Origin of the sequence: Bacillus atrophaeus (assembly GCF_039519175.1) — a bacterium.
GTDB lineage: Bacteria > Bacillota > Bacilli > Bacillales > Bacillaceae > Bacillus > Bacillus atrophaeus.
Genome location: NZ_CP154443.1, coordinates 2,930,666 through 2,957,600, shown reverse-complemented (window position 1 = coordinate 2,957,600; position 26,935 = coordinate 2,930,666). Strand labels below are relative to the sequence as shown.

General features: G+C 43.8%; 21 protein-coding genes. 1 reads left to right on the top strand and 20 read right to left on the bottom strand.

Going from position 1 to position 26,935, the window contains the following annotated elements:
* Positions 1–67 precede the first annotated feature (67 nt).
* The 20 genes from AAHT65_RS15080 to AAHT65_RS14985 all read right to left on the bottom strand — a co-directional run bounded on the left by AAHT65_RS15080 (position 68) and on the right by AAHT65_RS14985 (position 26,284).
* Positions 68–4,375, bottom strand: coding sequence for a S8 family serine peptidase (locus tag AAHT65_RS15080; protein WP_343310452.1), 4,308 nt, complete (start codon positions 4,373–4,375; stop codon positions 68–70).
* A 329-nt stretch (positions 4,376–4,704) separates the two neighbouring features.
* Positions 4,705–5,850, bottom strand: coding sequence for a cell division protein FtsZ (ftsZ, locus tag AAHT65_RS15075; RefSeq protein ID WP_003329044.1), 1,146 nt, complete (start codon positions 5,848–5,850; stop codon positions 4,705–4,707).
* 35 nt (positions 5,851–5,885) lie between these two features.
* Positions 5,886–7,199 (bottom strand): cell division protein FtsA, encoded by a 1,314-nt coding sequence (gene ftsA / locus AAHT65_RS15070; protein ID WP_003329045.1) that lies wholly within the window; start codon positions 7,197–7,199, stop codon positions 5,886–5,888.
* A gap of 177 nt (positions 7,200–7,376) precedes the next feature.
* Positions 7,377–7,742 carry a small basic family protein gene (locus tag AAHT65_RS15065; protein WP_003329046.1) on the bottom strand — a complete coding sequence of 122 codons (366 nt, stop codon included), beginning with the start codon at positions 7,740–7,742 and terminating at the stop codon, positions 7,377–7,379.
* Positions 7,743–7,760: 18 nt separating this feature from the next.
* Complete coding sequence (locus AAHT65_RS15060) at positions 7,761–8,468, bottom strand: DUF881 domain-containing protein (protein ID WP_010788536.1); 708 nt, start codon at positions 8,466–8,468, stop codon at positions 7,761–7,763.
* A gap of 22 nt (positions 8,469–8,490) precedes the next feature.
* Complete coding sequence (locus AAHT65_RS15055) at positions 8,491–9,186, bottom strand: DUF881 domain-containing protein (RefSeq protein WP_003329048.1); 696 nt, start codon at positions 9,184–9,186, stop codon at positions 8,491–8,493.
* A gap of 2 nt (positions 9,187–9,188) precedes the next feature.
* Positions 9,189–9,974 (bottom strand): cell division protein FtsQ/DivIB, encoded by a 786-nt coding sequence (locus AAHT65_RS15050; protein ID WP_343310451.1) that lies wholly within the window; start codon positions 9,972–9,974, stop codon positions 9,189–9,191.
* A 127-nt stretch (positions 9,975–10,101) separates the two neighbouring features.
* Positions 10,102–11,013: a UDP-N-acetylmuramate dehydrogenase gene (gene murB / locus AAHT65_RS15045; protein ID WP_010788534.1), complete on the bottom strand. Its 912-nt coding sequence runs from the start codon at positions 11,011–11,013 to the stop codon at positions 10,102–10,104.
* 32 nt (positions 11,014–11,045) lie between these two features.
* The gene (murG, locus tag AAHT65_RS15040) at positions 11,046–12,140 is read right to left on the bottom strand and encodes an undecaprenyldiphospho-muramoylpentapeptide beta-N-acetylglucosaminyltransferase (protein WP_088117119.1); all 1,095 of its coding nucleotides are present in this window, start codon (positions 12,138–12,140) and stop codon (positions 11,046–11,048) included.
* Positions 12,141–12,268: 128 nt separating this feature from the next.
* Positions 12,269–13,369 (bottom strand): stage V sporulation protein E, encoded by a 1,101-nt coding sequence (gene spoVE, locus AAHT65_RS15035; RefSeq protein ID WP_003329052.1) that lies wholly within the window; start codon positions 13,367–13,369, stop codon positions 12,269–12,271.
* Positions 13,370–13,428: 59 nt separating this feature from the next.
* Entirely contained in the window at positions 13,429–14,784 is a 1,356-nt protein-coding gene (gene murD, locus AAHT65_RS15030) for a UDP-N-acetylmuramoyl-L-alanine--D-glutamate ligase (protein WP_094231982.1), read from the bottom strand.
* Positions 14,785–15,759: a phospho-N-acetylmuramoyl-pentapeptide-transferase gene (gene mraY / locus AAHT65_RS15025; RefSeq protein ID WP_094231981.1), complete on the bottom strand. Its 975-nt coding sequence runs from the start codon at positions 15,757–15,759 to the stop codon at positions 14,785–14,787.
* Between the two features lie 122 nt (positions 15,760–15,881).
* Positions 15,882–17,354, bottom strand: coding sequence for a UDP-N-acetylmuramoyl-L-alanyl-D-glutamate--2,6-diaminopimelate ligase (locus AAHT65_RS15020; RefSeq protein WP_094231980.1), 1,473 nt, complete (start codon positions 17,352–17,354; stop codon positions 15,882–15,884).
* A gap of 185 nt (positions 17,355–17,539) precedes the next feature.
* Positions 17,540–19,459 carry a stage V sporulation protein D gene (locus AAHT65_RS15015; RefSeq protein ID WP_013390506.1) on the bottom strand — a complete coding sequence of 640 codons (1,920 nt, stop codon included), beginning with the start codon at positions 19,457–19,459 and terminating at the stop codon, positions 17,540–17,542.
* A 137-nt stretch (positions 19,460–19,596) separates the two neighbouring features.
* Complete coding sequence (gene pbpB, locus AAHT65_RS15010) at positions 19,597–21,747, bottom strand: penicillin-binding protein 2B (protein WP_106271620.1); 2,151 nt, start codon at positions 21,745–21,747, stop codon at positions 19,597–19,599.
* On the bottom strand, positions 21,744–22,097 hold the full coding sequence (gene ftsL, locus AAHT65_RS15005; protein ID WP_003329063.1) for a cell division protein FtsL: 354 nt from the start codon (positions 22,095–22,097) through the stop codon (positions 21,744–21,746). The genes pbpB and ftsL overlap by 4 nt, the downstream gene beginning before the upstream one ends.
* Positions 22,098–22,136: 39 nt before the next feature.
* Positions 22,137–23,072, bottom strand: coding sequence for a 16S rRNA (cytosine(1402)-N(4))-methyltransferase RsmH (gene rsmH, locus AAHT65_RS15000; protein ID WP_010788527.1), 936 nt, complete (start codon positions 23,070–23,072; stop codon positions 22,137–22,139).
* A gap of 68 nt (positions 23,073–23,140) precedes the next feature.
* A complete protein-coding gene (gene mraZ, locus AAHT65_RS14995) occupies positions 23,141–23,572 on the bottom strand; it encodes a division/cell wall cluster transcriptional repressor MraZ (RefSeq protein WP_343310450.1) in 432 nt (143 codons plus the stop codon).
* A gap of 125 nt (positions 23,573–23,697) precedes the next feature.
* A complete protein-coding gene (gene bshC, locus AAHT65_RS14990) occupies positions 23,698–25,317 on the bottom strand; it encodes a bacillithiol biosynthesis cysteine-adding enzyme BshC (RefSeq protein ID WP_343310449.1) in 1,620 nt (539 codons plus the stop codon).
* Between the two features lie 70 nt (positions 25,318–25,387).
* The gene (locus AAHT65_RS14985; RefSeq protein WP_343310448.1) at positions 25,388–26,284 is read right to left on the bottom strand and encodes a 2-dehydropantoate 2-reductase; all 897 of its coding nucleotides are present in this window, start codon (positions 26,282–26,284) and stop codon (positions 25,388–25,390) included.
* Between the two features lie 165 nt (positions 26,285–26,449).
* On the opposite strand from AAHT65_RS14985, the gene AAHT65_RS14980 reads away from it, so the two are divergent.
* Positions 26,450–26,932, top strand: coding sequence for an N-acetyltransferase (locus AAHT65_RS14980; protein ID WP_010788524.1), 483 nt, complete (start codon positions 26,450–26,452; stop codon positions 26,930–26,932).
* Positions 26,933–26,935 lie beyond the last annotated feature (3 nt).

Below are 26,935 nucleotides of genomic sequence, written 5' to 3'. Positions count from 1 at the left end.
GAATGTTTAATTGCGGAGGATAGCTATCCAAATAAAAAACGCTGCCTATCACGGCAGCGTTTCATGATTATTTTTCTTCATTAATATAAAGTTTACCTTTGGCAACTTGTCTCGTTTCATTGCCATAATCGTCTCTTACAATCACTTCAACTTTGGCGCCATTTGCTTTAATAGAAGAAGTCGCCGTCCAGTATCCTTCATATTGCCCCGGAGAAATTTCTCTTAATGGCAGTTCTGTCGCGTTTTGGACACTTGCTCTTGCATTCGTCAGCGGCATTCTAATAACAAATGTCGCATCTAAATCCTTTGCACTCGAAAATGCGATTTTCACCGATTCACCGGCTTTTAACATTTTATCCTGCCCAGGCACTAAGCCAGTAATGACCGGCTGATCATAGTTCACGTCAACAACAACTTTTTTGGTTGTTTTATTGCCTGCTGCATCAGAAGCGGTGACTTTCACTTCGTTGCTGCCATTTTCTAATAGAATGCGGGCTGAATACGTTCCGTCTGAGATCGTTGCTTTTTTGCCGTTAACTTTTACCCATTCCAGATTGTCATCTTCAGCCTTTCCTTTTACAGTCAAAGCTTCTTTATTGATTTTGTCGCCGTTCTTTGGATTATCAATTGTTACTTCAGGCTTTTGCTGATCAAGGGTGACTGTTACCGCACTGGATGGTTCTGTCGTTCCGCTGTCCGTTGATCCCGTCGCGGTTAAAGTATTTGCTCCCTCTCGGAGAGTAATGTCTGCTTGGAATGTACCATCCGTGTCAGCTTTCGTTTCTCCTGCTTCTTGGTCTCCATTGTAGAGATGAACGGTTGTGCCGGGTGAAGCCTTCCCCTTTACAGTTACGTTCTCTTTATTTGTAAATGATTTATCAGCCGGAGATGTGATTTCAGGCACTTGAAGCTCGTAATCAACCAAGGCGCGGATCATAAAGTTTCCACCTTCCTTAGTCGATTTTGTCCAGCTGCCGTCCGAATACTCCCAGTTCCGGTCTGAATACGGACCGTTCTCATCACTCGCCAGTCCCGGCACATAAGGATTCTGTTTTGCTTGGATATAGACAAGGTAGAATTCCTTATCTACCATAATCCCTTTGGAACTTAGGTCAACTTTTGTCCACTCTCCGTTGCGAAGCGCATCAGCGTTAAACGGTCCGGCAATTTTCTTTCCGGGCGCTCCATCTTTTCCGCTCGCATCAAATACCTCTACTTTAAATTCTGTTCCTCCTGGATCAGGCCATTCCGTATCCCAAAATTTGAATAAACCGCCAGTGAGTATGCCTTTCTCTTTCCCATCGGCTAATGTCATTTTAACGGCCCAGCCATTACCTGCATTTAAAAAGGCATTCGCGTTTTCCGCCGTTCCGTCATCATAGCCGATTTCTCCAGGATAGCCGACAAACGGTTTAAGCTCTGTCTCCTTTGTGACATTCCCTTTCAAATCTACAGAAAATTCATTGCTGTAATAACCCTTAGCCGCAATCTTTATCGTATATGAGCCTTCATAAGCTTCTAATGAATATTCACCTTGTTCGTTGGTCACAGCCGGTTCAATGGCTGCATCCTCCACAACATAAACAGATGCCCCTTTTACCGGCTCTCCCGTTGCATGATTAACAACAGTGCCTTTTAAGGTTCCCGTTTTTAATTTTTCTAATGTAAAGTTTGCCTGCGCGGTTTGGTCTGCCTTGATGATAATGTTTTGCGTTTTTGATTGATAACCGTATGCTTCCGCCTTAAGTGTATAGTCTCCAGCCTTATGTGAAAGCGTGTATTGCCCTGTTGTTTCATTAGAGTAAGTAGATTTTCCGGTTTCTAATACACTGACTTGCGCTCTGAGCGGCAGAAGGTTTGGCGACTTATCTCTTTTTTTCCCGCTTTGCACCGCTGTTTTAGCCGCCGGCTCAGCTTTTTTAGGATCTACCGCTTTTTTCTTTTGTTTTTCTGTCGGCTTTTGGACGCCCAGTTTATTCTTTTTAGCTGTTTTGCCTGAAGACGCATCTGCCAGCTGAACATCATCAATGTACCAGCCGTCCTTTGCGATGCTTTCATCGCTTTGAAGGTTGAACATTACTTTGATGTTTTGTCCGCTGTAAGCTGATAAGTCAATTTGCTCATCGGTCCAGCCTGATGTTTGTCCATTGTATATTCCGGCCTGAACCCATTCGGTTTGCCCTTCAGGAAGAACGAACACATAGCCGTAATCAAAATCTTCTTCAATGTTGTGCCAGCTTTTAAATTGAAGAAACAATTTTCCCGAGTCCGGCACTTGGATTGGCGGCATTGTCAAATTCATATTAGCTGAATTTGCATATTTCCCGGCCAAATTGGTACCGTAGACGTTTTCTCCGGAAGCTGCTGCATCAGGACCTGATGCCGGCACTCCCCATTCCCAGTTGTTATTGGTTCCGTAGCTTGACCATCCGCCCGGCTTCGATTCAAAATCTTGCTTGTAGCCAGCTGATATGCTTTGTTTGACAGCCACTTCATATATATCTGATTCAACGGTATTTCCGCCGAAATCTTGAATTGTCCATTTATAGTTTAAAGATGACCCTTTTATTTTTGGGATGTCAGCTTGGTAAGTTCCTTTCTTATGGTCTCCGCTGGTGCGTTTGGCAGTAAGCGTCGTCCATTCTCCTTTATCAAACTTGTAGGAAAGCTTAACAGATATCACGCTCACATTGTCTTCCGCTGTCACAGAGAGAGGAAGATTGGCTCCTTCATAGGCTTCATCCGCTGCTTCATGCTGAAATGCGGGAGGCTCTTGATCGTCTCCCTCAACAGATACTTGGCCTTCTGCTTTCCCTAATCCATCTGTCACGGCTGAGATGGCATCAAATGCATTCACAAGCCCGTGGCCGTAGCCGTTATTCGGTGAGTCAGGGAATGCGGAATCCGTCAGCGTTTCTGCCGTGCTTGTCAGTACTTCCTCTATTTCATCGACTGAAATCGAAGCATCCGCCTGCCTTAACAGGGCGACTACAGCTGAAACGTGCGGTCCCGCCATTGATGTACCGTTCCATCCGCCTTCATATGTTTGGCCCGGCACAGAAGATCGGATGTTCACTCCCGGTGCTGAAATTTCCGGCTTGACTTCATCATAAGGAGAAGGACCTTGCAGCGAGAATTCAGCGAGCTTTTTATTAATATCGGTCGCACCTGTCGCAAAGGCCTCCGGATAATTAGCAGGATTGGCGATTGATTCGGGACCGCCCGGGTTAAATAGATCTGTATTTCCCGCTGAAAATTCCGGGAAAATATCAGCAGCTATCCATGCATTCACCATGTCCCTGTACCACTCGTCAAGACCGGGACCGCCTCCCCAGGAGTTGTTGACGACATCAGGAGCCATTTCCGGATGCGGATTACCGTCTGCATCTTTAGGAGCCAGCATCCATTCACCCGCCTCCAAGATGTCAGCGTCTGTTCCGCCATCTTCTGAAAATGCTTTCGCTGCTATCCATTTAGCGCCAGGCGCCACACCGATTTGATTTGAGCCATCCGGTTCGGAACCGACCATCGTGCCTGTCACATGGGTTCCATGCTGAAGATCGTCAAAAGGAGCCCCTTCTTCCGATACAGCGTCAAACCAGTTCATCTCATGATCAGGCTGATCAGGATTTTCTGGATTATAACCTCGGTATTTTTCTTTTAGGGCTGGATGATCCCATTCGACGCCCGTATCAATAGACCCAACGACTGTTCCCGTGCCGTCATAGCCAAGATCCCATGCTTTTGGCGCATCGATTTGATCTATGTTCCATTCGACACCATCATTGGCTTTCACTGCTTTTTGTGTTTTTTTCATGTTGAAAGGGGCAGAAGAGGACTTATACAGCTGTCTTTTTTCGTTTGGCAGCACTTTCTCCACCTCAGGAAATTGCGCCACTTTTTCCATGACATCTTTTGAAGCATGTACAGCGATTCCATTTACAACATAGTAAGAATGGATATCATCTGCGTTTCCTTTGCTTTTTTGCTCTTCTAGGTATTTCTTTACATCTGCTTGGGATTCATCAGCTGTCATTCTTAGTGAAGATACAACGGCGGAGCGTTTTTGATACTCTGTTTTTGCATTGGACATCGCCTTTAATTTCGCATTTTTTTCAGCCGCCTTAGCGGCTTTTTTTGTATCGGCTTTGTCCTTGAGTTTGATCAAAAACGTTACTTTGTCATCCTTTTTAAAGCTGCTTTTTAGCGATTTAGAGATTTTATTTTGGATCGACTCAGCAGAATTGACCTTTTGCTTTACAGTTGCTGCCTCTTTACTGCCTTGTGCTCCGGCTGTCCCCGGAAACAAAAGCGAACTCACTACTACAGTGCTTAAGACAGTACTAACCAGCCTGTTTTTCGTTTTTTTCCTCAATATTTTATCCCCCTTCTTCTGCAATACCTGTCTAAAAAAATGTCGACCCTCCTTTAAATGTGAGATAGCTTGTCTAATCATTGCTGTATGTTAACTGTAGACAAATCCATATACAGATATTGTCGTTTTCTGTCACGGCATTTCCATATAAGTGAAAATGAATATATTGTCATAAATTACCTGTAGGTAAATTGATCTGTTTGGTTTTATTGCAACTGAAGACGTAATAATAAAGACCTTAAAAATGGAGATCAAATGAAGGTGTTACAAATGAGATAATAAAAAAGTACAAAAAAAAAGACAAAACCTAATGGTTTTGTCTTTTTGATTTATCCGCGTTTATTGCGGTTTCTTAAAAATGTAGGAATATCAAGCGCATCATCTGCCGGCTGTGAAGTGTGGCGGCCTGTGTTTTGCTGCTGCTGCTCTTCACGTTTCGGCTCGCGTTTCGGAACGCTTTGGTTCTGTGGTTTTATACTTTGGTTTAATGAAGGGCGCTGCTGTTTTGTAACGTCCTTCTCTTGCTCAATAAAACCAGTTGCGATTACCGTAACGACAATTTCATCTTTTAGGTTCTCATTAATAACAGAACCGAAAATCATGTTTACATCTTGATCAGATGCAGAAGCGACAATGTCCGCTGCTTCCTGTACTTCATAAAGACTGAGATTTGTTCCGCCTGTAATGTTCATAAGCACACCTTGAGCACCGTCAATTGCTGCTTCAAGAAGAGGGCTGGAAATCGCTTTTTTCGCTGCCTCTGCGGCACGGCTTTCCCCTGTAGCAATACCGATTCCCATGAGGGCCGAACCTTTGTTGGACATAATCGTTTTCACATCGGCGAAGTCAAGGTTGATCAATCCCGGAGTGGCGATCAAATCAGATATACCTTGGACACCTTGACGGAGAACATTATCCGCTTCACGGAACGCTTCCAGCATTGGTGTGTTTTTGTCGACGATCTCTAAGATACGGTCATTAGGAATGACAATCAGCGTGTCAACTGCTTCTTTCATTGATGTGATGCCGCCTGCTGCCTGCAGCTGTCTTTTCCGTCCTTCGAATGTAAACGGTCTTGTGACAACACCAACCGTTAACGCGCCTAAATCCTTCGCGATTTGAGCGATAACCGGTGCGGCTCCTGTTCCGGTTCCGCCGCCCATTCCGGCCGTTACGAACACCATGTCAGCGCCTTTTAACGCTTCTTCAATCTGTTCCTTGCTTTCTTCTGCGGCTTTTTTTCCGACTTCAGGATTGGCGCCCGCACCAAGTCCCCGAGTCAGCTTTGCGCCGATTTGCATTTTCACTTCTGCTTTTGACAGGTTAAGAGCTTGTGCGTCCGTATTTACCGCGATGTACTCTACTCCTTGCACTTCATTTTCAATCATTCGGTTGACCGCGTTGTTTCCGCCGCCTCCTACTCCGATTACTTTAATTGATGCTAAGCCGTCTATGTTTGTTTCGAACTCCAACATGCTAAATCCTCCTAATCTGCCGAATGACTATAAATCTATTCCCAAAACATGCTTAATAATTTTTTCATTTTGCTCTGTTTGTTGTTGTTTTCGGCTTGTGTTTTTTGTTTTCCTTTTGGCCGCTGCTGCACTTCTTTTCGATGATGCTGTTCCTCTGTTGAGACTGCGATTTCCTGTACAGCTTCTTCCGGCATTTTGAATCCGACTCTTCTGCCCTGAATTCTAGCATTCCGGCAAGCGAATTGGATCAGGCCCACTCCCGTCATATATTGGGGGTCTCTTACACCGATATAATTAGGGCTTGCCACTCTGACGTTGTTTTGCAGAACGTCCTGAGCCAGTGACAGAACCCCCGGCATTCCGCTTTGGCCTCCTGTGAGTACAAAGCCGCCGGGCAGATCGTTAATTCCCATCCCGCGAAGCTCGGAGGAAACGATCTGCAGGATCTCTTCGACTCTCGCCTCAATGATATCTGCCACTTCCATCTGAGTAAAAGTTTGTTTTTGGTTTGTCCCGATGACAGAGACCTCGAACACTTCGTCTTCAGAGGCTTCGTCATAGTAGGCATGTCCAAATTGTTTTTTTACTCTTTCGGCTTCTTCAGTAGATGTTCTCAAACCGATTGAGACATCCTTTGTGATGTTTTCGCCCCCGAGAGGAATCACATGGGTGGCAGTGAGATGCCCTTGCTCGAACACCGCAACTGTCGTTGATCCCCCTCCTATATCAATAAGAGCGACACCAAGGTTCTTCTCGTCTTTTGACAAGGCTGCCGAACCTGCTGCAAGCGGCTGAAGACAAATGTCTGTAATCTCAATACCGGCGCGTTCAACACAGCGGAGCAAATTATGTAAAATGGTTTTTGATCCGGTAATCAACGTGCCTTCTACTTCTAAGCGGACACCAAGCATTTTTTTCGGATCGGTAATTTCATCTCTTCCGTCAACGATAAACTGTCTGGGAATAACGTCAACAATCAGCTGTTCATGCGGTATCGACACAACCTGAGCCGCTTCCATTACGCGGCGAACGTCTTCTGTATGGATCTCTTTATTTTCGCTTGAAACTGCTACAACACCGTTCGTATCTTGAATATTGATATAATTTCCATTAACGCCGACAATGGCTTTTCTAAGCGGAAAACCTACCATTCTTTCAGCTTGGTCAAACGCTTTTCTTATAGAATGAACGGTCTCATCTATATCAACGATTGAGCCTTTTTTTATCCCTTCAGACGGTACATTTCCCACACCGATAATGTTAAGGGAATCATCTGTCATTTCTCCGACGATCACTTTTATATTGGACGTACCGATGTCAAGACTGACGTAAAGTTCATTGTTGTTCATTCTATGGCACCTCCTCACATTTCGATCATTTCTATTCTATTATTTGCGGAACAACAATACAATGAATGTGGCTTTACAAGTGTGTAACAAAAAATAACATCCGAATATTCTTTCTATCTGACTTTTCATCATTTATGTTTACTCAAAATATTCGTTATATCCTATGTATATCCTCTTTTATATCACATTTTTTTTATTTTTTTTAGAAACAGTCCATTTTGTTAGTAGATTTCTTCTGATAACGGCTATATTCTGAAATAATCTAACCCCAAATGCGAAAATACCTGCTAAATACAAGTCTACACCAAGATGGACTCCTAGAAAAGCTAAACTTATTGCCAGAATAATATTAAAGAAGAAACCGGAAACAAATACCAATTCATCGTAGACACCTTGTAAATGAGCTCTTATTCCGCCTACCAGTGTATCGAGTGCTGCAAGCACTGCGAGCGACAGATAATTTGAGTATTCACTTGGTATCGTAAAATTTGTCATCAGACCGATTGTAATTCCGAGCAACAGTCCAAGAACCGGCAGCCACATAACGACTCTCCTCCTTTTTTAATCTTTAAGCGGTTTCAGCTGCTGCACCTCAATCGCACTGTCATAGGCCTTCACCTTTATGTTTTGCTCTGCTCGGCCTGTCTTCAATTCCAAATTTTCACCGGCAAATATATCCTCAAGGGCAGACGCCTTTACCCTGCTGTACAGCTTGTCAGCATCGGTGCCGATCACTTTCACTGTCAGAGGGTAATGGTCAAGGCTGTATCCGTCAATTTTTGTTGTGCCGTTAATATCCCGAATCACGGTATTGTTGACGACTCTTCTGTCATTTATTGAAATATGTTCAGCACCAAAGGAATTCAGTTCATTGATCAGCTTTTTCAGCAAATCCGGCGGCGGATTTCCGGCCGGCTCACCTGTCAGGCTTTCAGAAAAAAGCGGACTGATGCTGATGGCAATTCCGCTACCTGTTATATCGGTTAATCCCGCTGTTTTTTTTAAGCTCTGAAGGGTATTATTCACCGCTGTTTTTTTTGACATTTCTTCCTGCTGGTCATACGTATTCAGCAGCTTATCATATTTGTTTATTTCCGCCAGAAGGCTTTCTTGTTTTTTCTGCTCCGCCGTAAGTTCTTCCCTGATTTCCCAAATGTCTCTTGTGTCACGTACTTGGGGTTTTTTCAATGAATTAAACTGCACTGACAGCATTAAGCCGAATATCACCATCAGCACTGTAATACTTATGAAGGAGGGCTTTGTTTTCAAGCATATTCACCCGCTTTTTCGGTCACTCTTTGTTTTTCAGAAGTGCCTCCATTTGAATGTCTTTTTCTTTCTCGGCCGTTACAGAGATATGGTCCATGCTGAGCTGATCTATCAGCCCTCCGGCAATGTTTAATGCAGGAATCAGCACGTCAGGATCTCCAATCGCGGAAATGACAAATGGAGCCGGGTGCTGCACGCCGTCGACTGTCACGACCGGTCCGTTGCATTTGATATAAGAATCATGCGTCAGCCGCTGTCCATTGATCGAAACGGCTGACGCTCCTGAGATAAACAGTTCATTCATCACTTGGAAAATGTGGCTCTCATGAACGATGTAGCTGTTAACATTTTCCCCTTCAGGTATGTAAGAGGCATCTTCCAGCGTTACTTGGACCCCTTCCCCTTTCACGCCGACCTCACCAACGTACATTCTGTACTTTTCTACATCTTCCAGCACATTGTAGTATTCTGTTTTTTCTTTTTTAAGCTTATTCTCTGTCTGCCGGACCTTTGACTGTTTTTCATACAGCTCTTTTTTCAGTTCTTTATTTTGTTTCTCCTGTTTTAACAGCTCGTCCCGCAAAGCGTATTCTTTTTTCCACTCTTCTGACTCAGCATTCGTACTCTTATTATCTTTTGTAAGCTGATATGAAAAAGAAATGAGAAAACCTACGATGAGCATGACAAGAGATATGATGACGGCTGATTTGCCTTTCAATTCTAATCTTCCTTTTTATCATCAGAGTTGTTTTTGCCAAATTCTTCAAAATAAGTAGCAACTTCTAAATGAATAATCCCTTTTTTATCGCCTTTCAGCTGAGAAATGATAGAAGGATAGGTTTTCATACGGTCTGCAAAGGTTTTAAGAGACGCTGTGACCACATATCCATCATTCATAAACATCTTAATACGATTATTATCCATTTTCGTAGGCGTATAGTAAATTTCAGAAATCGACTGTTTAAGAGATTCTGACAAAGCATCCAGCTGCTTAGCCATCTGAATTCTTTTTTTGGTATTCTTCCAGTTCACCAAAATAGGGCCGGCATCGTCCGGCGTCACTTCATTCGGCAGTACAGAGCCGTTTTCCAGCACTTCATAATATACATTGTCTTTTTGTAAATAAGCAATTGCTTTATATTCTTCGATAGAGATGTTGATTTTGTTGGGAAGAGATTTGCTTATTTGCGCTTTTTTTATTAATTTATTTTGCTGGATCTTTTTTTCTGTTTTTTTCTTGTCCAAACTCCAGAATTCAGTATCACCGTTTTTAATATCCGATAGCGAGAGAATCTCCTGTTTCGTTACATTTTCATTGCCGGAAATGGCGACTGATGAGATTTTGCTGATAGGCGTTTGCAAATACACAATAATAAGTGTCATGACAAAAAAAAGCAGAATAAACGAAATGAGGCGGCGATTTGCCTTCTGCTTTCGCTGCTCTTTTATTTTGGGAATCCGTTCTTCAATATTTACGATTTTTTCTCTTTCATGATCCGGTCTCATTGTCTGTTCACCTCATTCAAATGAAACAGCTGTTAAGTCTGTCTTATCCAAAACAAACGGCATACTATGATGCCGTTTGTCATTTGCTTAAAGTATATCACATGAACTGCTTGAGTCAGAGAATGAGTCAGCGATTTTCGCCGACGATTTCAACCTCTGTATGCATATCAATCTCGTATTGTTCACGTATGGTCTTCTTCACATAGTCAATAAGGTCAAGCACGTCTTTTGCAGATGCACCTCCGGCGTTGACAATGAAATTCCCGTGCATTTCCGATATTTTTGCTCCGCCGATTTGATACCCTTTTAGCCCCGCCTTTTCCACAAGGTTTCCGGCGTGGTTCGGAAGCGGATTTCTGAAGATGCTTCCGGCACAAGGACTTGAATACGGCTGCGTATTCTTTCTGTAGTCTTTATTGTTTTGCATTTGCTGCACGATGCCTTCACGGTCCTTTTGCTCAAGCTGCAGAACCGCCTCAAGGCAAACGCCGGGACGTTTCTTTTGCAAAACAGAAGTCCTGTAGCTAAACTCCATCTCTTCTTTGGTCAGCCACTTAATTGTGCCATCCTCAAATAAAATATGGGCTTTCACAAGAATCTCACTCATATCAGAACCGTGCGCTCCGGCGTTCATATACACAGCCCCGCCGATTGACCCTGGAATGCCAGCCGCAAATTCCAGTCCTGACAAACCTTTTTTACTCATTGATGTTGCAAGGCGGACAACTGAATAGCCCCCGCCGACAGTGACCTGATCCTCATTCAGTTCTAAATGGTCAAGACCTGCGCCCAGTTTAATGACGACTCCTCTGATCCCTTCATCCAAAACGAGAAGGTTCGATCCTCTGCCGATGACCGTCCATTTTATGTCGTGCTTTTTAATAATGTCCATAATGTCTTTTACGGCTTCCACACGATTCGGGATGACCAAAATGTCGGCAGGTCCGCCTATTTTCATTGTTGTATGATTCGCGAGCGGTTCGTTTTCCAGAACTTTGCCGACTTCGCGGTCTTTTAATTCTTGTATCACTTTCTCCATCGTAAACCTCCGCATTTCCGTTTGCTCTTCTCTTATTTTTTTAGTTCTTCCAACACGCTGTAAAGACGGGCAGCCGCATCCGGTACACCGAGTGATTTCGTCCGCTCACTCATATCCTTAAGGGTGTCCTCATCCAGTACAATCCGGTCAAGCGCATTGATCAGCTTATCACCGCTGAGTTCTGTTTCTTTCAGCACAATGGCTGCATCATGCTGACTGAGCGCTTGTGCGTTGACCTCTTGATGATTCGCCGTGACGTACGGGCTCGGGATGAGCACGCTCGGAATGCCGAGCGCCGTAATTTCGGCAATCGTCGTTGCTCCGGCTCTTGCCACAATCACATCAATCGCCTTTAAGTATTCAGGCATTTGATGTAAAAATGGCTTTGTCACCATATTGCCTGCTGCGCCGCCCGCGCTTTGCAACTCGCCCATGACTTTCTCGTAATGGACCTCTCCCGTAATATACAGCACTTGGTATTCTCTCGTTTTCAGCGCTTCCTGCATCTCAACTACCGCGCGGTTAATCGCCGCGGCGCCTCTGCTTCCGCCGAAGATTAAAACGGTTTTTTTATCTTCTGTAAGCCCGAATTCAGCTAATGACCGGCCCGTCTTTATTGAGACGACTTCAGAAGCTCTCGGGTTTCCCGTAAATACAACTTTCTCACTTGGAAAATGCGATTTCGCTTCATCAAAACAAATCGCTACTTTATTAACATATTTAGAAAGAAACTTATTGGTGATGCCCGGCAGGCTGTTTTGCTCATGAATAATTGTCGGAATCCCCATTTTAGAAGCGGCGTATACTACAGGTCCGCACACATAGCCGCCCGTCCCGATCACTGCGTCGGGCTTAAAATCCGCTAAATACGATTTGCTTTTTTTAACACCTTTGAAGAAGCGCATAACAGTTTTCACATTTTCAAATGAAAGCTTCCGTTTAAAGCCGGTAATTTCAATTGATTGAAACGGAATGTTTTCCCGCTCAACGATTTTTTTCTCAAGGCCGTTCTCCGTACCGATATATAAAAATTCCACATCAGGATGGCGTCGCTGCACCTCTTTAATAAAAGCAAGCGCAGGATAAATATGTCCTCCTGTGCCGCCTCCGCTAACTGCAATACGCATAAACCTCTTCCCCCTATTTCTCTATAACATAGCGATAACCCTGTTTTGTGGACAGGGTTATTGGCTTTTTGTTTTCTCACTCACAGCATGATTATATAATTATTTTTTGCGCTTGTTAAAGATTTTTATTAATATCTCGAATACCGGCTCACATTCAGCAGCACGCCTACAGCCATCAGCATCAAAGTCAAAGATGAGCCCCCATAGCTTAGAAATGGCAATGTGATGCCGGTTACCGGAATAAGACCGGTGACAACGCCGATATTGATCATGACTTGGATGGCGATCATGGAAATAATGCCGACAGCAACAAAGCTGCCGTACAAGTCGGGCGCCCCGAGTGCGATTCTGATTCCTCTCCACAAAAGCACGCTGAACAATAACAGAATGAGTGACCCTCCGATAAAGCCCAGTTCTTCTGACAGTATCGCAAAGATAAAGTCTGTCTGCGGCTCCGGCAGGTAAAAGAACTTTTGCCTGCTTTGGCCGAGACCCATTCCAAACAATCCCCCAGGTCCGACAGCATATAGCGACTGAATGATTTGAAAGCCGCTGCCAAGCGGATCTTCCCAAGGATTTAAATATGAGGTAATCCGCTTAATCCGGTACGGTGCCGACAGAACCAGCGCTGCAAATCCGCTGAGACCGATCAGCCCGAGAAAGACAAAGTGGGCGATGCGTGCTCCTGAGACAAAAATCATAACGATACAAGTCCCGACCATTACTGTCCCCGTTCCAAGGTCAGGCTGGCACATAATGATAAGAAATGCCGAAAAAACAATTCCAAGCGCCGGCACAAACCCGCGTCTGAACGATGTAATGTTTTTTTGTTTTTCTGACAGAAACTTAGCAAGAAACGCAATCATCGCAAGTTTCATAAACTCAGAAGGCTGAATACTGAACGCGCCGACGCCGATCCAGCTTCTCGATCCGTTCCGCTCCATGCCTATGCCTGGTATAAGCACAAGCAGCAGCAGAAAAAAACAGATAATCATTAACATTTTAGACCAAGTCCGCCATGTCCAATAATCAACATTCATAATAAAAAACATAGCGATAACTCCGATTCCGGCAAACAGCAGCTGCCGTTTCGCAAAGAAAAATGAATCGTCAAATTTATAATCCGCCCACACTGCACTCGCACTGTACACCATAATTAAACCTATTGTTAATAGCAATAACGTAATGATGACCAATAATAAATCAGGCGCTGTTTTTTTTGTTGTCAAAGCGATCGACACCCCAAGCATAAAGTCATTAGGGCTGCCGTATCCTGCCAGACAAGCCCTTATTTAAGCATATGCACGGCGTCTATAAACATGTCACCGCGTTCTTCAAATGTTTTGAACTGGTCCCAGCTTGCGCAAGCCGGTGACAACAGGATGACATCCCCTTCATTTGAGAGCGCAAACGCCGCCGATACTGCTTGTTCAACATTATCGACACGTTTGACATGTTGTATTCCCAGTTCAGCCCCGAGTTTTTCGAGTTTAGGAGCCGTCTGGCCGAAAGTAAGAATCGCTTTTACATTTTGCATAAAAGGTTTTAGTTCGTCAAAACCGTTACCGCGGTCAAGCCCGCCGGCAAGGAGAAGAACCGGTTTTTCAAAGGCGGAAAGCGCCTTGCTGGTCGCTAATACGTTCGTTGCTTTGCTGTCGTTATAAAATTTACGGTCCTGAATCGTTGTCACGTATTGAAGGCGGTGCTTTACACCTGTAAAGCTTGTAAGGACCTTTTTGATCGCTTCGTTAGACGCTCCCGCCGTTTTTACAACCGCAACGGCGGCCAAAATATTCTCAAGATTGTGCGCGCCGGGCAGTACGACATCTTCCAAAGAAAGTATGGCTTCGTTATCAAACAAGATCATTCCGTCTTTTACGCATGCGCCTCGCTCAAGCGGCTTTGTTGCTGAAAACGCAAGAGAGGCTGCTTTTCCTGCTTCCGCCAGACGTACAACAGTTTCATCATCTTGATTGACAACGGCCGTGTCTGATTCCAGCTGGTGCAAATATACGTTCTGCTTCGCTTTTTCATAGTTTTCTCTCGAATGGTGATAATCAAGATGGGCGTCAAATACGTTTAGAATAAGACTGATGTGCGGTCTGAACGCATGAGTCCCCATAAGCTGAAAAGAAGAAAGCTCCGTGACGATCCATTCATCTCCGTCAGCATGATAAGCGACCTCGCTTGCGACTGTCCCGATATTTCCAGCGATCAGCGCTTTTTGAGAATCAGCCTTCAGCATTTCATAAATAAGCGTTGTTGTTGTTGTTTTTCCGTTCGAACCTGTGATTCCGATAAATTTTGCATCCGTTACATAATAGGCAAGTTCTATTTCCGTCCAGACCGGAATACCTCTTTTTTCCGCTTCCTGCACCATGACATTTTCATATGGAATGCCCGGGTTTTTAATCAGTACCGTAATATGGTGCTGGTCAAAAAGGGACGTCGGATGCTCGCCGCAAATCACGTCAATTCCTTTATTCGAAAGCTTCTGGGCGGGCTCGTTTTCTTCAAATGGCTTTTGATCGTTCACAACAACGTAAGCCCCTTTTTCATGAAGAATAGAAGCAGCCGCATATCCGCTTTTCGCCAGTCCGAGGACTAAAAAATGCTGATTCTGTAACACTTGTTCTTTTTCCACTTATAACCACACCTCGATGTAAATTCCTAAAACGGCAAGCAAAAGTCCCGCAGTCCAAAATGTGACAACAACTCTCCATTCAGACCACCCGACAAGCTCATAATGGTGGTGAAGCGGACTCATTTTAAAAATACGTTTTCCTGTCGTTTTGAAGCTGATGACTTGTAAAATAACCGATAATGTTTCAATGACGAATACGCCGCCGATAATAACGAGCAGAATTTCAAGCTTCGTTAAGATCGCAATAGTGACAATCGCCCCTCCTAATGCAAGTGAGCCTGTATCTCCCATAAACACTTTAGCAGGGTGCGCGTTAAATACGAGGAAGCCTAATACCGCTCCTACAACGGCAACCGAGAAAATCGCAACATCATATTGTGATTGGTTCCACGCTAAAATAGCGAAAGCTCCAAACGCAATGGCAGCTGTCCCTGATAACAGGCCGTCAAGACCGTCAGTCAGATTGACCGCATTTGATCCTCCCACAAGCATAAAGAGGACAAGGATAAAGTAAGCCCAGCCAGGATCAAATGACAGATCTGTTCCCGGAAGACGAATGTCTGTTGAGAAATTGCAGTAATGATAGACTGCATAAAACACAACGGCGATAATGATCTGCCCGATTAGCTTTTGTTTTGACGTTAAGCCAAGGTTGCGTTTCATGACAACTTTAATATAGTCATCTAAGAATCCGAGCAGCCCGTAGCCGAGTGTAACAAACAGCAAAAGAAACATCTCAGGGCTGATCTCTGAGAATTTTTGCGTCATAACAATCGTAGTAACAATAATAGATAATATAATCATGACACCGCCCATCGTCGGCGTCCCTGATTTTTTTTGATGTGATTTCGGTCCTTCTTCCCTAATGCTCTGGCCGAATTTCAGTCTTCTTAAAAACGGGATAAGAATCGGAGAGAGAAGAACGCTGATTAAAAACCCCATTATAATTGTAAATAGAATAACTTGCTCAAGCATTGTTCTTGTCTCCTCCTGTTTCTTTCAAACGGCATACGTAGTTATCATATTCACGTTTTTTTTCCATATGTGAAAATCTTTTTAATTCCATCATTCATTAACATCTCTTTCCTATGATTGATCTAATTTTTATTCAGTTCGGCAATCGCTCTTGCTGCTACTTCGGCGTCATCAAAATCGAAGGTCTCTGCACCGATTTGCTGATAGGTTTCATGCCCTTTTCCCGCAATCAGTACGACATCGCCTTTTCTGGCATTGGCAATCGCAAAAAAGATCGCTTGCTCGCGGTTTGCGATGCTGTGATAGTATTCGTTCTCAACCCCTGCCTCCATATCTCTTAAAATCGCGAGCGGGTCTTCACTTCTCGGATTATCTGATGTAAAAATCGGTTCATCCGCAAGCTGAACAGCGATTTTTGCCATTTTCGGGCGTTTCGTTTTATCTCTGTCTCCTCCGCAGCCTACAACAACAAAGACCTTACCTTCTGTCATGTCTTTGCACGTCTTCAAAACGTTTTCAAGACTGTCAGGGGTATGGGCGTAATCAACAATGACAGGGAATTCCTGATTTTTATTGACTAATTCAAAACGTCCTCTTACGCCGTGCAATTCTTCGACAGCCTCAGCAACCGTTTCAAATGGGATACCGGCGGCAATACATGTCGCAACGGCAGCCAGCACGTTGTACACGTTGAACTGTCCGACGAGTGAAATCGTGATGGGCTTTGTGCCTTTGTTTGTAACCAGTTCAAAGCTCGTGCCCTGTGCGGTTGTTTTGATGTGTTTTGCCATTACATCAGCGTCATTTTTAATTCCGTATGTAGAGATGTGTGCTGCAGTCACCTTTTCATAATACGCGCTTGCCTCATCGTCAGCATTCAGGATGGCCCGCTTCGGCTTTTCATGGTTAAACGCGCCGCCCAGCTGTGAAAACAGAAGGCTCTTTGCCTGCCTGTACTCATCCATCGTTTTATGATAGTCCAGATGATCCTGCGTTAAATTTGTGAATACCGCAATGTCGTAATCACAGCCGTGAACTCTTCCCATGGACAAAGCATGAGAGGATACTTCCATAATCGCAGTGTCCACATGGTTATCATTCATTTTTTTAAATGTCTTCTGCAGCGTGACACTTTCCGGTGTTGTGTTTTTCACGGGAAACGTTTCTTCGTCGATCTTGATATACATCGTTCCGATCAGGCCTGTGCGTTTCCCCGCCTTTTTCAAAATTTCATCCACCATATGTGACGTAGATGTTTTTCCGTTTGTCCCGGTAATTCCAATCAGCTGAAGCTGTTTCGTCGGCTGGCCGTAAAACGCATCCGACAATACACTGAGCGCGCGCTGTGAGTTCCGGACAATGGTCACGGGAACGCTGACATCAAGTTCTCTTTCAGCCACAATGGCAGACGCTCCGTTTTCAACAGCCTTTTGCGCAAAATCATGCCCGTCCACCGTATAACCTTTTACACACACAAAAAGACTCCCTGTCTTTACTTCCCTGGAGTCCATCTCAATTGACGTAATGTCAGGGTCATGAAAGTCATTTACAGAAGGTTCGGTTGTTAAGTATGTAAGCAGCTTTGTTAGTTTCATCGTATCAAACCTCTCAAAATTCTATTCGTTCTTCTATCATGAAAGCCATGTTTATACTTTTAAACATACAGTTCATATTTTAGCGTAAAAAAAAGGATACATCCAGCTAATCTTGAAACTTATAAGCTTTTTTTCTTATCCAAACCAAAAGGCAGCCGGATTCAATCGGCTGCCTCGAATTTCACTCATTCTTCACTCAAATAAACACGAATCTTTGAGCCTTCTTTTACTTTCGTTCCGGCTGCCGGTGATTGTTTCACAATTTTGCTTCCTTTACCTGAGGAATCAATTTGCAAGTTGACAAGCAGCGATTCAAGATCCGAGACAGACATCCCTACAACATTCGGAACTTCTATTGATTTTGTGTCGGACCATTGATATTTTTTCTCAATTTGATTTTTTCTCGGCTTTACGCCGATCTCAGGGAGACTGTCTCTCATGATATTCCCAACAATTGGGGCAGCGACGGTACCCCCGAACTGAATGGTGCCTTTCGGATTATCTACTGCAACATATACGACAAGACTCGGATCATCAGCAGGCGCAAAACCGATAAATGAAACGATGTGGTTGTTTTCAAGATACTTTCCGTCCTTTACCTTTTGCGCCGTTCCCGTCTTTCCTCCGACACGATAGCCTTCAACAAAGGCGTTGCGCCCGGTTCCTTCGGCTACTACGCTTTCTAACGCATATCTGATTTGTTTAGATGTCTCCTCAGAAATAACTTGTTTCTTTGCCACCGGCGATTGTTTTTTTACGGTTTTCTTTGTTACCGGATCTATCCATTCTTTCGCAATATAAGGGGTATAAAGCGTACCTCCGTTTACAGCGGCAGATACAGCCGCTACCTGCTGAATCGGCGTAACGGATACCCCCTGTCCGAAAGCTGTTGTAGCTTGTTCAACAGGACCTACTTTATCTAGAGGAAATAAAATCCCGGTTCCTTCTCCTTGTAAATCAATCCCGGTTTTTTGGCCGAAGCCGAAGCTCTTGATATATTTAAACAACTTTTCCTTTCCAAGCCGCTCGCCTAGCTCGACAAAACCTGGGTTGCAGGAATTTTGAACAACCTCAAGAAAGGTCTGCAGGCCGTGACCGCCTTTTTTCCAGCACCTGAGACGGGCTCCGTCAACCTCAGTGTGGCCTTTATCATAATATTGATCTCTTTTTAAATTGACCTTTTGCTCTTCAAGAGCGGCAGCGAGCGTTATGATTTTAAAGGTTGAACCCGGCTCATACGTGCTCCATACCGGCAAATTGCGGTTATACACTGACGAATCAACCGATTGATAGTCAGCCGGATCGAAATCAGGCCGGCTTGACATCGCAAGGATTTCACCGTTTTTCGGATTCATGGCAACAGCGATCATACCGTCGGGATTGTATTTCGCCTCCGCATTATCAAGCTCTCTTTCCATAATGGTCTGAACCTTTGAATCCACCGTCAGCTTCATGTCCAACCCGTCTTTTGGCGGGGTATAGTCATCTGCTTCATCAGGCATTTTTTTCCCTTTAGCATCGGTATAAAACTTTACTGAGCCCTTTTCCCCTTTTAGATCATCATCATAATAAGCTTCAAGGCCGAGCAGCCCCTGGTTATCTATGCCCGCAAAGCCGAGCACATGAGATAAAAAGCTTCCGAACGGATAATGCCTGATGCTGTCTTCCGCCACGTAAACGCCTTTTAAATCAAGCGCTTTGATTTCTTTTGCCTTTTTATTTGAAATTTTCCGGCCTTCAGGGGTAATTTTTTCGATTGAGGCTTTCTTTGTCAGATGCTTGTATACTTTTTCTTCGGACATATTTAAGACTGCCGCCAGCTGTTTGCTTGTGCTGACCGGATTTTGAACTTGGCGCGGCACGACAAACACGGTCGGCGCGCTTTTATTCGTGGCCAGCTTTACGCCGTTTCGGTCTAGAATCTCTCCCCGTTCAGGTTCAAACGGAAGATTTCGGCTCCAGGAATCCTTTGCCAGCGAGGTCAGCTTGTCGCCCAGAACGAACTGAACATAGCCGAGCCTTGTATCAATGATCAGAAACACGATCACTCCAAAAAGCAAAACAAATAATAAACGTTTTCTAACCGTTACATTCGAGACGCGCAAGAGACCGTTCACTCCTTATTTAGGCTTGTTTCATTTTATGCCTTAGCTTGGACAGGTAGAACGGCGCTCTCACAGAGGGATAAAAAAAAGAAAGCCTGCAACAGCGGATAATGCCGTTAGCAAGCTTTCTTTCTCAGTTATTCTGGATTTTCGAACTTCACCTTGATCACAGTGTTTTCTTTTATTTCTTTGTTCTTTTTCACACTTTGGCTTACGGCGTATCCCTGCCCGTTCACCTCAATATGAATACCGGAAGCCTTGCCGAATTGAAGAACCTCTCTTCTCGACCAGCCCGACATATCAGGCATTTTCATCTTTCCGTCTGTTTTCAAAAAGACCTTCTGATTTGTCAGGACTTCCTCGCCCGCTTTCGGGTATTGCTCTTTCACCGCAACATCGCTGCCGATGACCACCGGTGTGAGATTTTCACTTTTTGCTTTCTGCTGAGCGGTCGTCACTCTTTGATCAGTCAAATCAGGCATGGTTTGAGCCTTTGTTTTTTCCTGTTCTGAATCAGACGTTTCAGTCGGTTCAATATTCAGGTAGTGCAGACTGTTCTTCATCGTCGGATTAAAAATTTCGGATACCGGATTGGAACCAGTTTCGTCATTTTCTAATTGCGGCTGCTGCACTGCAACATAGATAAGCAGTTCAGGGTCATCTTTTGGCGCCATCCCCATTACAGAGAAAATGTAATTATCACGCCCTGATAAATAACCGTTTTGTCCGGCAATCTGCGCTGTGCCTGTTTTTACCGCTACATCAAAGCCTTCAATTTGATAAGGTTTTCCAGTCCCGATATCAGATGAAACGACCTCACCTAATATATTGCGGACCTTTTTAGCCGTATTCGCTGAAATTGGAGTTCCTGCTGATTCAGGCTTATTTTGATAAACGGTTTTCTTCGTGTCAGGATCAACGATATGATCGATAACGTAAGGCTTCATCATTTTACCGTCATTGGCGATCGCTGTTGCAGCCTCCAGCTGCTGAATCGGCGTGACGGCAGAAGCTTGTCCATATGCAGTTGACGCTTTGTCAAATTCATATTTGAAGTTAATTTTACTCGATGCTTCTCCTGGCAAGTCAATGCCTGTTTTTTGATAGAAATTGAACTTATGGAGATATTCATTTAGCCGTGAATAACCTAACTTTTCATTGGCCAGTTTTGCAAAAGCAACATTAGATGACCTTAATACGCCATCATGGTATGTTGTTTTCCCCCAACCTACACCATAGTTATGGTCTCTTACAAGTTCTCCCCCTACTTCATACGTTCCAGATTTATACTTTTCATTGGCATTAAACACATTTTCCTGCATAGCAGCTGCAAGCGTAAAAATCTTCATCGTAGAGCCGGGCTCAAACGAATATGAAATTAAGTCATTGTAATAATTCGTCACATCCCGGGTATTCGGGTCAAAGCTCGGCCGCTGTCCCATCGCAAGCACTTTGCCCGTTTTCGGGTCAACGGCTGCCGCCATGATTTTCTTCGGGTTATATTTTTTCGCCACTTTTGTCATACTGTCTTCTAAAAAGGTTTGAATTTTCTGATCAATGGTTAAATATACATTGTCACCATTTTTTGGTGCAGTGATATTCTCTTTGCTGTTCGGGAGTTTCCAGCCGGATTTGTCACTTTCGTAAGTCACATATCCGTCTTGCTCCTTTAAGTACTTGTTCAGCACCTTTTCAAGCCCCATAGCACCTTGAATTTCGCTTGTTTGTTCATTGACCTCGGCATAGCCTATTAAATTGGATGCAAATACGCCGTTTGGATAGTAGCGTTTCGTGTCACGCAAAAATGAAATTCCCGGAAGCTTTAGCTTTTCGATTTTTTCTTTTTGCGAAAATGATATATCCCGGCCCGCAGATCCGAATTCGACTTGTTTCACACCCTTATTTAAAATATCAAGAATGTCACCCTTGTCCATGTCAATGACTTTCGAAAGTTCCTCCGCTGTTTTTTCTTTATTAGTGACGTGCTGCGGATGTTTAATGTCAGTTGTCATTTTCTTGTCAAGGACAGCAACCAATTTATATGTGGCCGTATCTTCAGCGATGACTTTGCCGTTTCGGTCTAATATAGAGCCGCGGCTTGCTTCAATGGTCCGTTTCTTTTCATGCTGCTCGGTCGCTTTTGTCGCCAGTGCTTCTCCGTTTGCTTTTCCTGTTATTTGTAAATATGCCATTCTCCCTAAAATAACAAAGAAAAAGAGAGCGAAACAAATACTGAGTATCGCTGCTCCTCTGTTCATAAATTTATTCTTTTTTGGCATTTCAATCATTCCTGTATGTTTTTCACTTTTTTGTTTTTCAGCTTCAAGCCATTCTTTTCGGCTATGTCCATAATGCGTTCGGGTGTGCTTAAATCAGCAACATTTTTTTCGAGGTCACCAATCCGCTTGTTCTCAGAAGAAATTTTCTCTTCAAGTTTTTGCACCTCGATATTCGTCTGATATGCCGCGTACGCTTTCGATACAATAAAGAGTGAAACGCTGAGTACGGCGATAACGAATAGGACGAGCAAAACTTTTTCTCCGAGTGTAATGGAAGCCCTTCTTTTGACAATAACCTTTTTTTCCGGGCTTAACGTATGCCGCTGCTGTTTTTCTTGCTGGTAAGCTAAATTACTCATAGGCTGATGACCTCCTTTTAAGTTTGCGTTCGCAGTTCGTTATTTTCGTTTTTCCGCGATGCGAAGCTTGGCTGATCGAGCTCGGTTGTTTTCTTCAAGCTCTTCTTCTGAAGCTGTAATCGGTTTTCGTGTTATAAGCTTTAATTCAGGCTCAAATTCTTCCGGTATGACAGGCAGTCCCGGCGGGAGTTCCGGAAGCGACGACATTTCCTTAAACGTCGCTTTACATATTCTGTCTTCAAGAGAATGGAAGGTAATAACAGATACCCTTCCCCCTGGCTTCAGCACTTCAATTGCTTGAAGAAGCGCCTCTTCAAAAACCTTCAGCTCATCGTTTACTGCAATTCTAATGGCCTGGAACACCCGTTTCGCCGGATGCCCTCCGCTTCGTCTGGCCGGAGCGGGAATTGCGTCTTTTATTAGATCGACCAGTTGGCCCGTTGTTTGAATAGGCGACTTGCTTCTTGCCTCTTCAATTTTTCTCGCTATCTGTTTGCTGAATTTCTCTTCTCCGTATCTGAAGAAAATCCGCACAAGATCCTCATAGCGCCACTCATTTACGACTTCTTTTGCCGTAAGCGGGGCCGACTGGTCCATCCTCATGTCCAATGGCGCGTCATGATGATAGCTGAAGCCGCGTTCTGGCGTATCCAGCTGCGGGGAAGATACCCCCAGATCAAATAAAACACCGTCAATCTCTGTAATCCCCTGTTCGTTCAAACAGTCTTTTAAATAACGGAAGTTGCTTTTAATAAGTATGAGCTGTCCCTTATATCCGGACAGTTTTTCTTTTGCATGCTGTAATGCTGTGTCGTCTTGGTCAAAAGCGATTAAACGCCCTTTTTCGGATAACTGCTGTAATAAATATGTACTGTGCCCCGCTCCTCCAAGGGTGCAGTCTACATAGGTACCGTCCGGTTTGATGTCTAAACCGTCAACGGTTTCACGAAGAAGTACTGTCTTGTGTTGAAACATAGTGTATTGGTCCCACCTTTTATCAGGATGAATTGAAATTGTGTTAGAGTGTTATGCACGAAGATTCATTATATATCAAACCCAATCATGTTTTCAGCAATTTCAGCAAATGAATCTTCTTGCTCTTCTGTGTATTGTTCCCAAATTACCTTACTCCACAATTCAATTCGATTCGAAACCCCGATGACAACACATTCTTTTTCCAGTTTGGCGTAATTCAATAGTGATGATGCAATATTTACCCGGCCTTGCTTGTCCAGTTCGCATTCAGTCGCGCCTGAAAAAAAGAAGCGGGTAAACGCGCGGGCGTCTTTCTTTGTAAGAGGAAGAGCTTTAAGCTTTTCTTCAATCAGCTTCCATTCGTGCATAGGGTAGCCGAAGAGGCATTGGTCAAGCCCTCTGGTAAGCACAAACTGCTCACCTAAGCCTTCTCTGAATTTAGCAGGTACGATCATGCGGCCTTTTGCATCAATAGTATGCAGGTATTCACCCATAAACATGATCTCTAGCCCCACTTTCTCCCCTTAACTCACCACTATTCACCACTTCTCTCCACACATTTATTTTACACTGTTTATGTATAAAAAAAAACCCTGAACTAGTCAGGGTTTATTAAAACTTTATTTCAAAGTTTGACAACTTGATGTTGGTTTTGAAAAGAAAATGGCAGATGTTTGAATGTTGTGAAGAATTTTGGACCATACCTGTTTAAATAATACATAATATTCCATATTCGTTCTTGCGGAGCAAGAAGCGGTTTGATGCTGTTTTGTATTTTTTCATAGTCCCTCAGCACATAGCCTTCTTTTTCTTCAATCCGTTTGGTGACCGTCCGTTCCAAAAATCGGAGCTGGTCTTGGATGAAAGCGGCGTTCTTTTGCAGTAAAGGCGCCATGCTCGAATCCACCTTTAGCGCTTCCTGTCTGATATTCTTATGGATGGTTTCTATTTCCGCTTTCGCGTTATTGATAAGCTCGGTAAACTGCTCTGGTATCTGACTCTCAAAGTAAGCGTCTTTTTGGCTCTTTGTGCCGCCTTCAATCGCTTCTTTCAAAGAAATGTTCCGTTCAGACAGCTTTTTCTCAATATGGCGCTCAACTATCGTAATATTCAGCCTCGGCACAACCGGCGGCATTTTAAAATCCATTAAACCGAATGCCTGTTTGAGCTCTCCCCAGTAATTCACTTCTCCGGGTCCTGCGATAAATGCTAAAGTGGGAATGAGATACTCCTGCATCAGCGGTCTCGTCACAACATTATTGCTGAATCTCTCCGGATTTTCTTCCATATGAATGTAAAGCTCATCTTCTGTCCATGTCAGTTCAAGCTCTCTGACGATAAACCCGGCATTATCTTTTTCGATTAAAAAGCGTTCTGTTTCGTATTCATAAAATAGATTGGCCTGATCTTTTCCAGACTCAATAATCGGCTGATAGCCCGTTTGATTCATAAGAAGCTGCTGTTCTGCTACTGAATTAGCCAGCTCGCCATTAAGGCGCAAAATCTTTTGGAACATAGCGGTCTCGAGCTTTTTAATTCCCGGATCTCCCGAATTTAAGAGGACAAGCCCTTCTTCCTGGAACATAGCGGCGATCAGATGCTCGAAAAAGTCCGTAAAGGTCGTTGAATCCCTTAAACATCGTTTAACATGTTCAATGAGCGTGTTCGTGTGGTCTGTTTCTTCAAAAGAGGCAAACACTTCATCAATCCACATAGCACATTTCTCTTGATCAAGCGATGTATTTGCCGCTGAAGTTTTTTTCCAATAGGATTGAGGCAGCTTTTTCTTCACAGGGCTGTTTTGTTCTGACGTATGCACATAATTAATTTCTTCCAGGTCATGGTCTTCTCCGGCAACCCAAAACAGCGGGATGACAGGCACCTTCAATTCCTCTTCCTGCTGCTTTGCAAAAACAATGATTGAAATGATTTTATGTATCGTGTAAAGCGGCCCTGTAAGAAGCCCTGCCTGCTGTCCCCCCACCACAGCGACACTTGATGGGTCCTTTATTTTCTCGATAGACGCTTGCATGGCGGCGGAATCAAATTTGCTGTGATAAGAGGATAAATAGTCTGCTAATTCCTCTCTGGCAAAGGTACGTGCCGACACGTCATCAAGTCTTTCACGCCACATGCCTGAGTTGTGAATATTGTAATCAAAAAAAGAAGACATTTCTTCTTTTCCATCTATATAGTGCTGTACAAACACATTTTGACTCTTGATGGAAAGTTCAGTTAGCTGCATCTTCTGGAACTTCCTTTCTCCAATAAATAGTTAGTTTTCCGAAATGAGTATAGCATGTTCCCTCCAAAGCTCAAAAGACTTTGTCTGGTTTTTGCCGCAAAGCAGTAATGCTGCGGTACAGAAATTCAAAATGAATGGCATCATGACCGCCGATTTCTGCTTCCTTTAATAGATAGCCGATAATGGCATCAGCTTCTGTCAGCCTGCCGGCATATACATCAACAAGCATAGAAGAGTAATTGTCTTTTGTATTTTCGCAAACTGCGCACACCTGCTCCCAGGCTTTTTCCCGATCTTTCAGACCTAAAATTGTACAGGCTTCACGAAATATCATTTTCATATATGAGAAATAAGCCGGAGATGCCAGCAGTTCCCCATTTTTCACACGCAAAAGAGCCGTTAACGGATTAATGCAGGCATTTATGATCAGTTTCCCCGTTAAAAGACGGTGCCAATCAGTTTCATAAACGATCGGAAAGCCCGGCGTTTCTTGTTGAAAAAAGGGATGCAGCGATTCTGGCGATGAATGACCGAACGCGCTCCATTTTACCGCACCTAAACCGGTGTGTTCAACAGCCGTATCTGATTTCCTGACAGCACCGTGCTCCACAATACCGACATAAAGCGAATGGGCGGTCCTCCAATTCTGAATCTCATGGATATGAGCCATACCATTTTGCAAAAATAAAATGTTTGTTTCTTTTATTTGATCCAGTTTCGGAAAAACAGCTCCGAGCTGATGTTGTTTGACAGTGACAAGAAGCAGGTCATAAGATGAATTGATTTCCGTGTCCGCTTCGCACTCTCCGCTATACTCTCTCCCTTCTTTATATAGACGGATGCCGTCAGAACAGATGGCTTCCGCTTGTTCGGCGCGTCTCGTCAGAACGGTCACCTGATGATGCAAGGATAGGTAGCAGGCACACAAGAGGCCGACCGACCCCCCGCCGATAATTCCTATTTTCACAATGTCACACCCTATTTTACTTTTACGTATTATCATAGCAGATGTCTTGCCGAATTACTTGTCAGAGGTTTCGCTTCCTGCAGAATAATCAGAATCTTAATATTTGGATTTTTTGGATAATGCGTTTACAATATAAATAGAATGACAACAAAGGGGGAAATAAGCATGATGAAGGTAGAGCGCTTGCTCATCAACTACAAAACACTTGAAGAGTTCAAGAAATTCAAGGAATACGGGATGCAGGAGCTGTCTATGCTTGAAGAGCTTCAAGAAAACATCATTGAAAACGACAGCAGCTCGCCGTTTTACGGGATTTATTTCGGGGATACACTTGTCGCACGAATGAGCTTATATCAGGCAAATGGAAAATCAAATCCTTATTTTGAACATCATCAAGATTATTTAGAGCTTTGGAAGCTCGAGGTTCTGCCAGGTTATCAGAAAAACGGCTATGGAACGACGCTTGTTGAATTTGCAAAATCCTTCCGCATGCCGATCCGGACAAATCCAAGAATGAAGTCAACCGGCTTCTGGGATAAAATGAATTTTGAGCCGGTGAAATACGACATGGCGCGTGACAAAGGAGAAAATCCTTTAATTTGGCATCCGGACATGGATGGGGAAATGACATCAGGGGAAACGGCATAACAA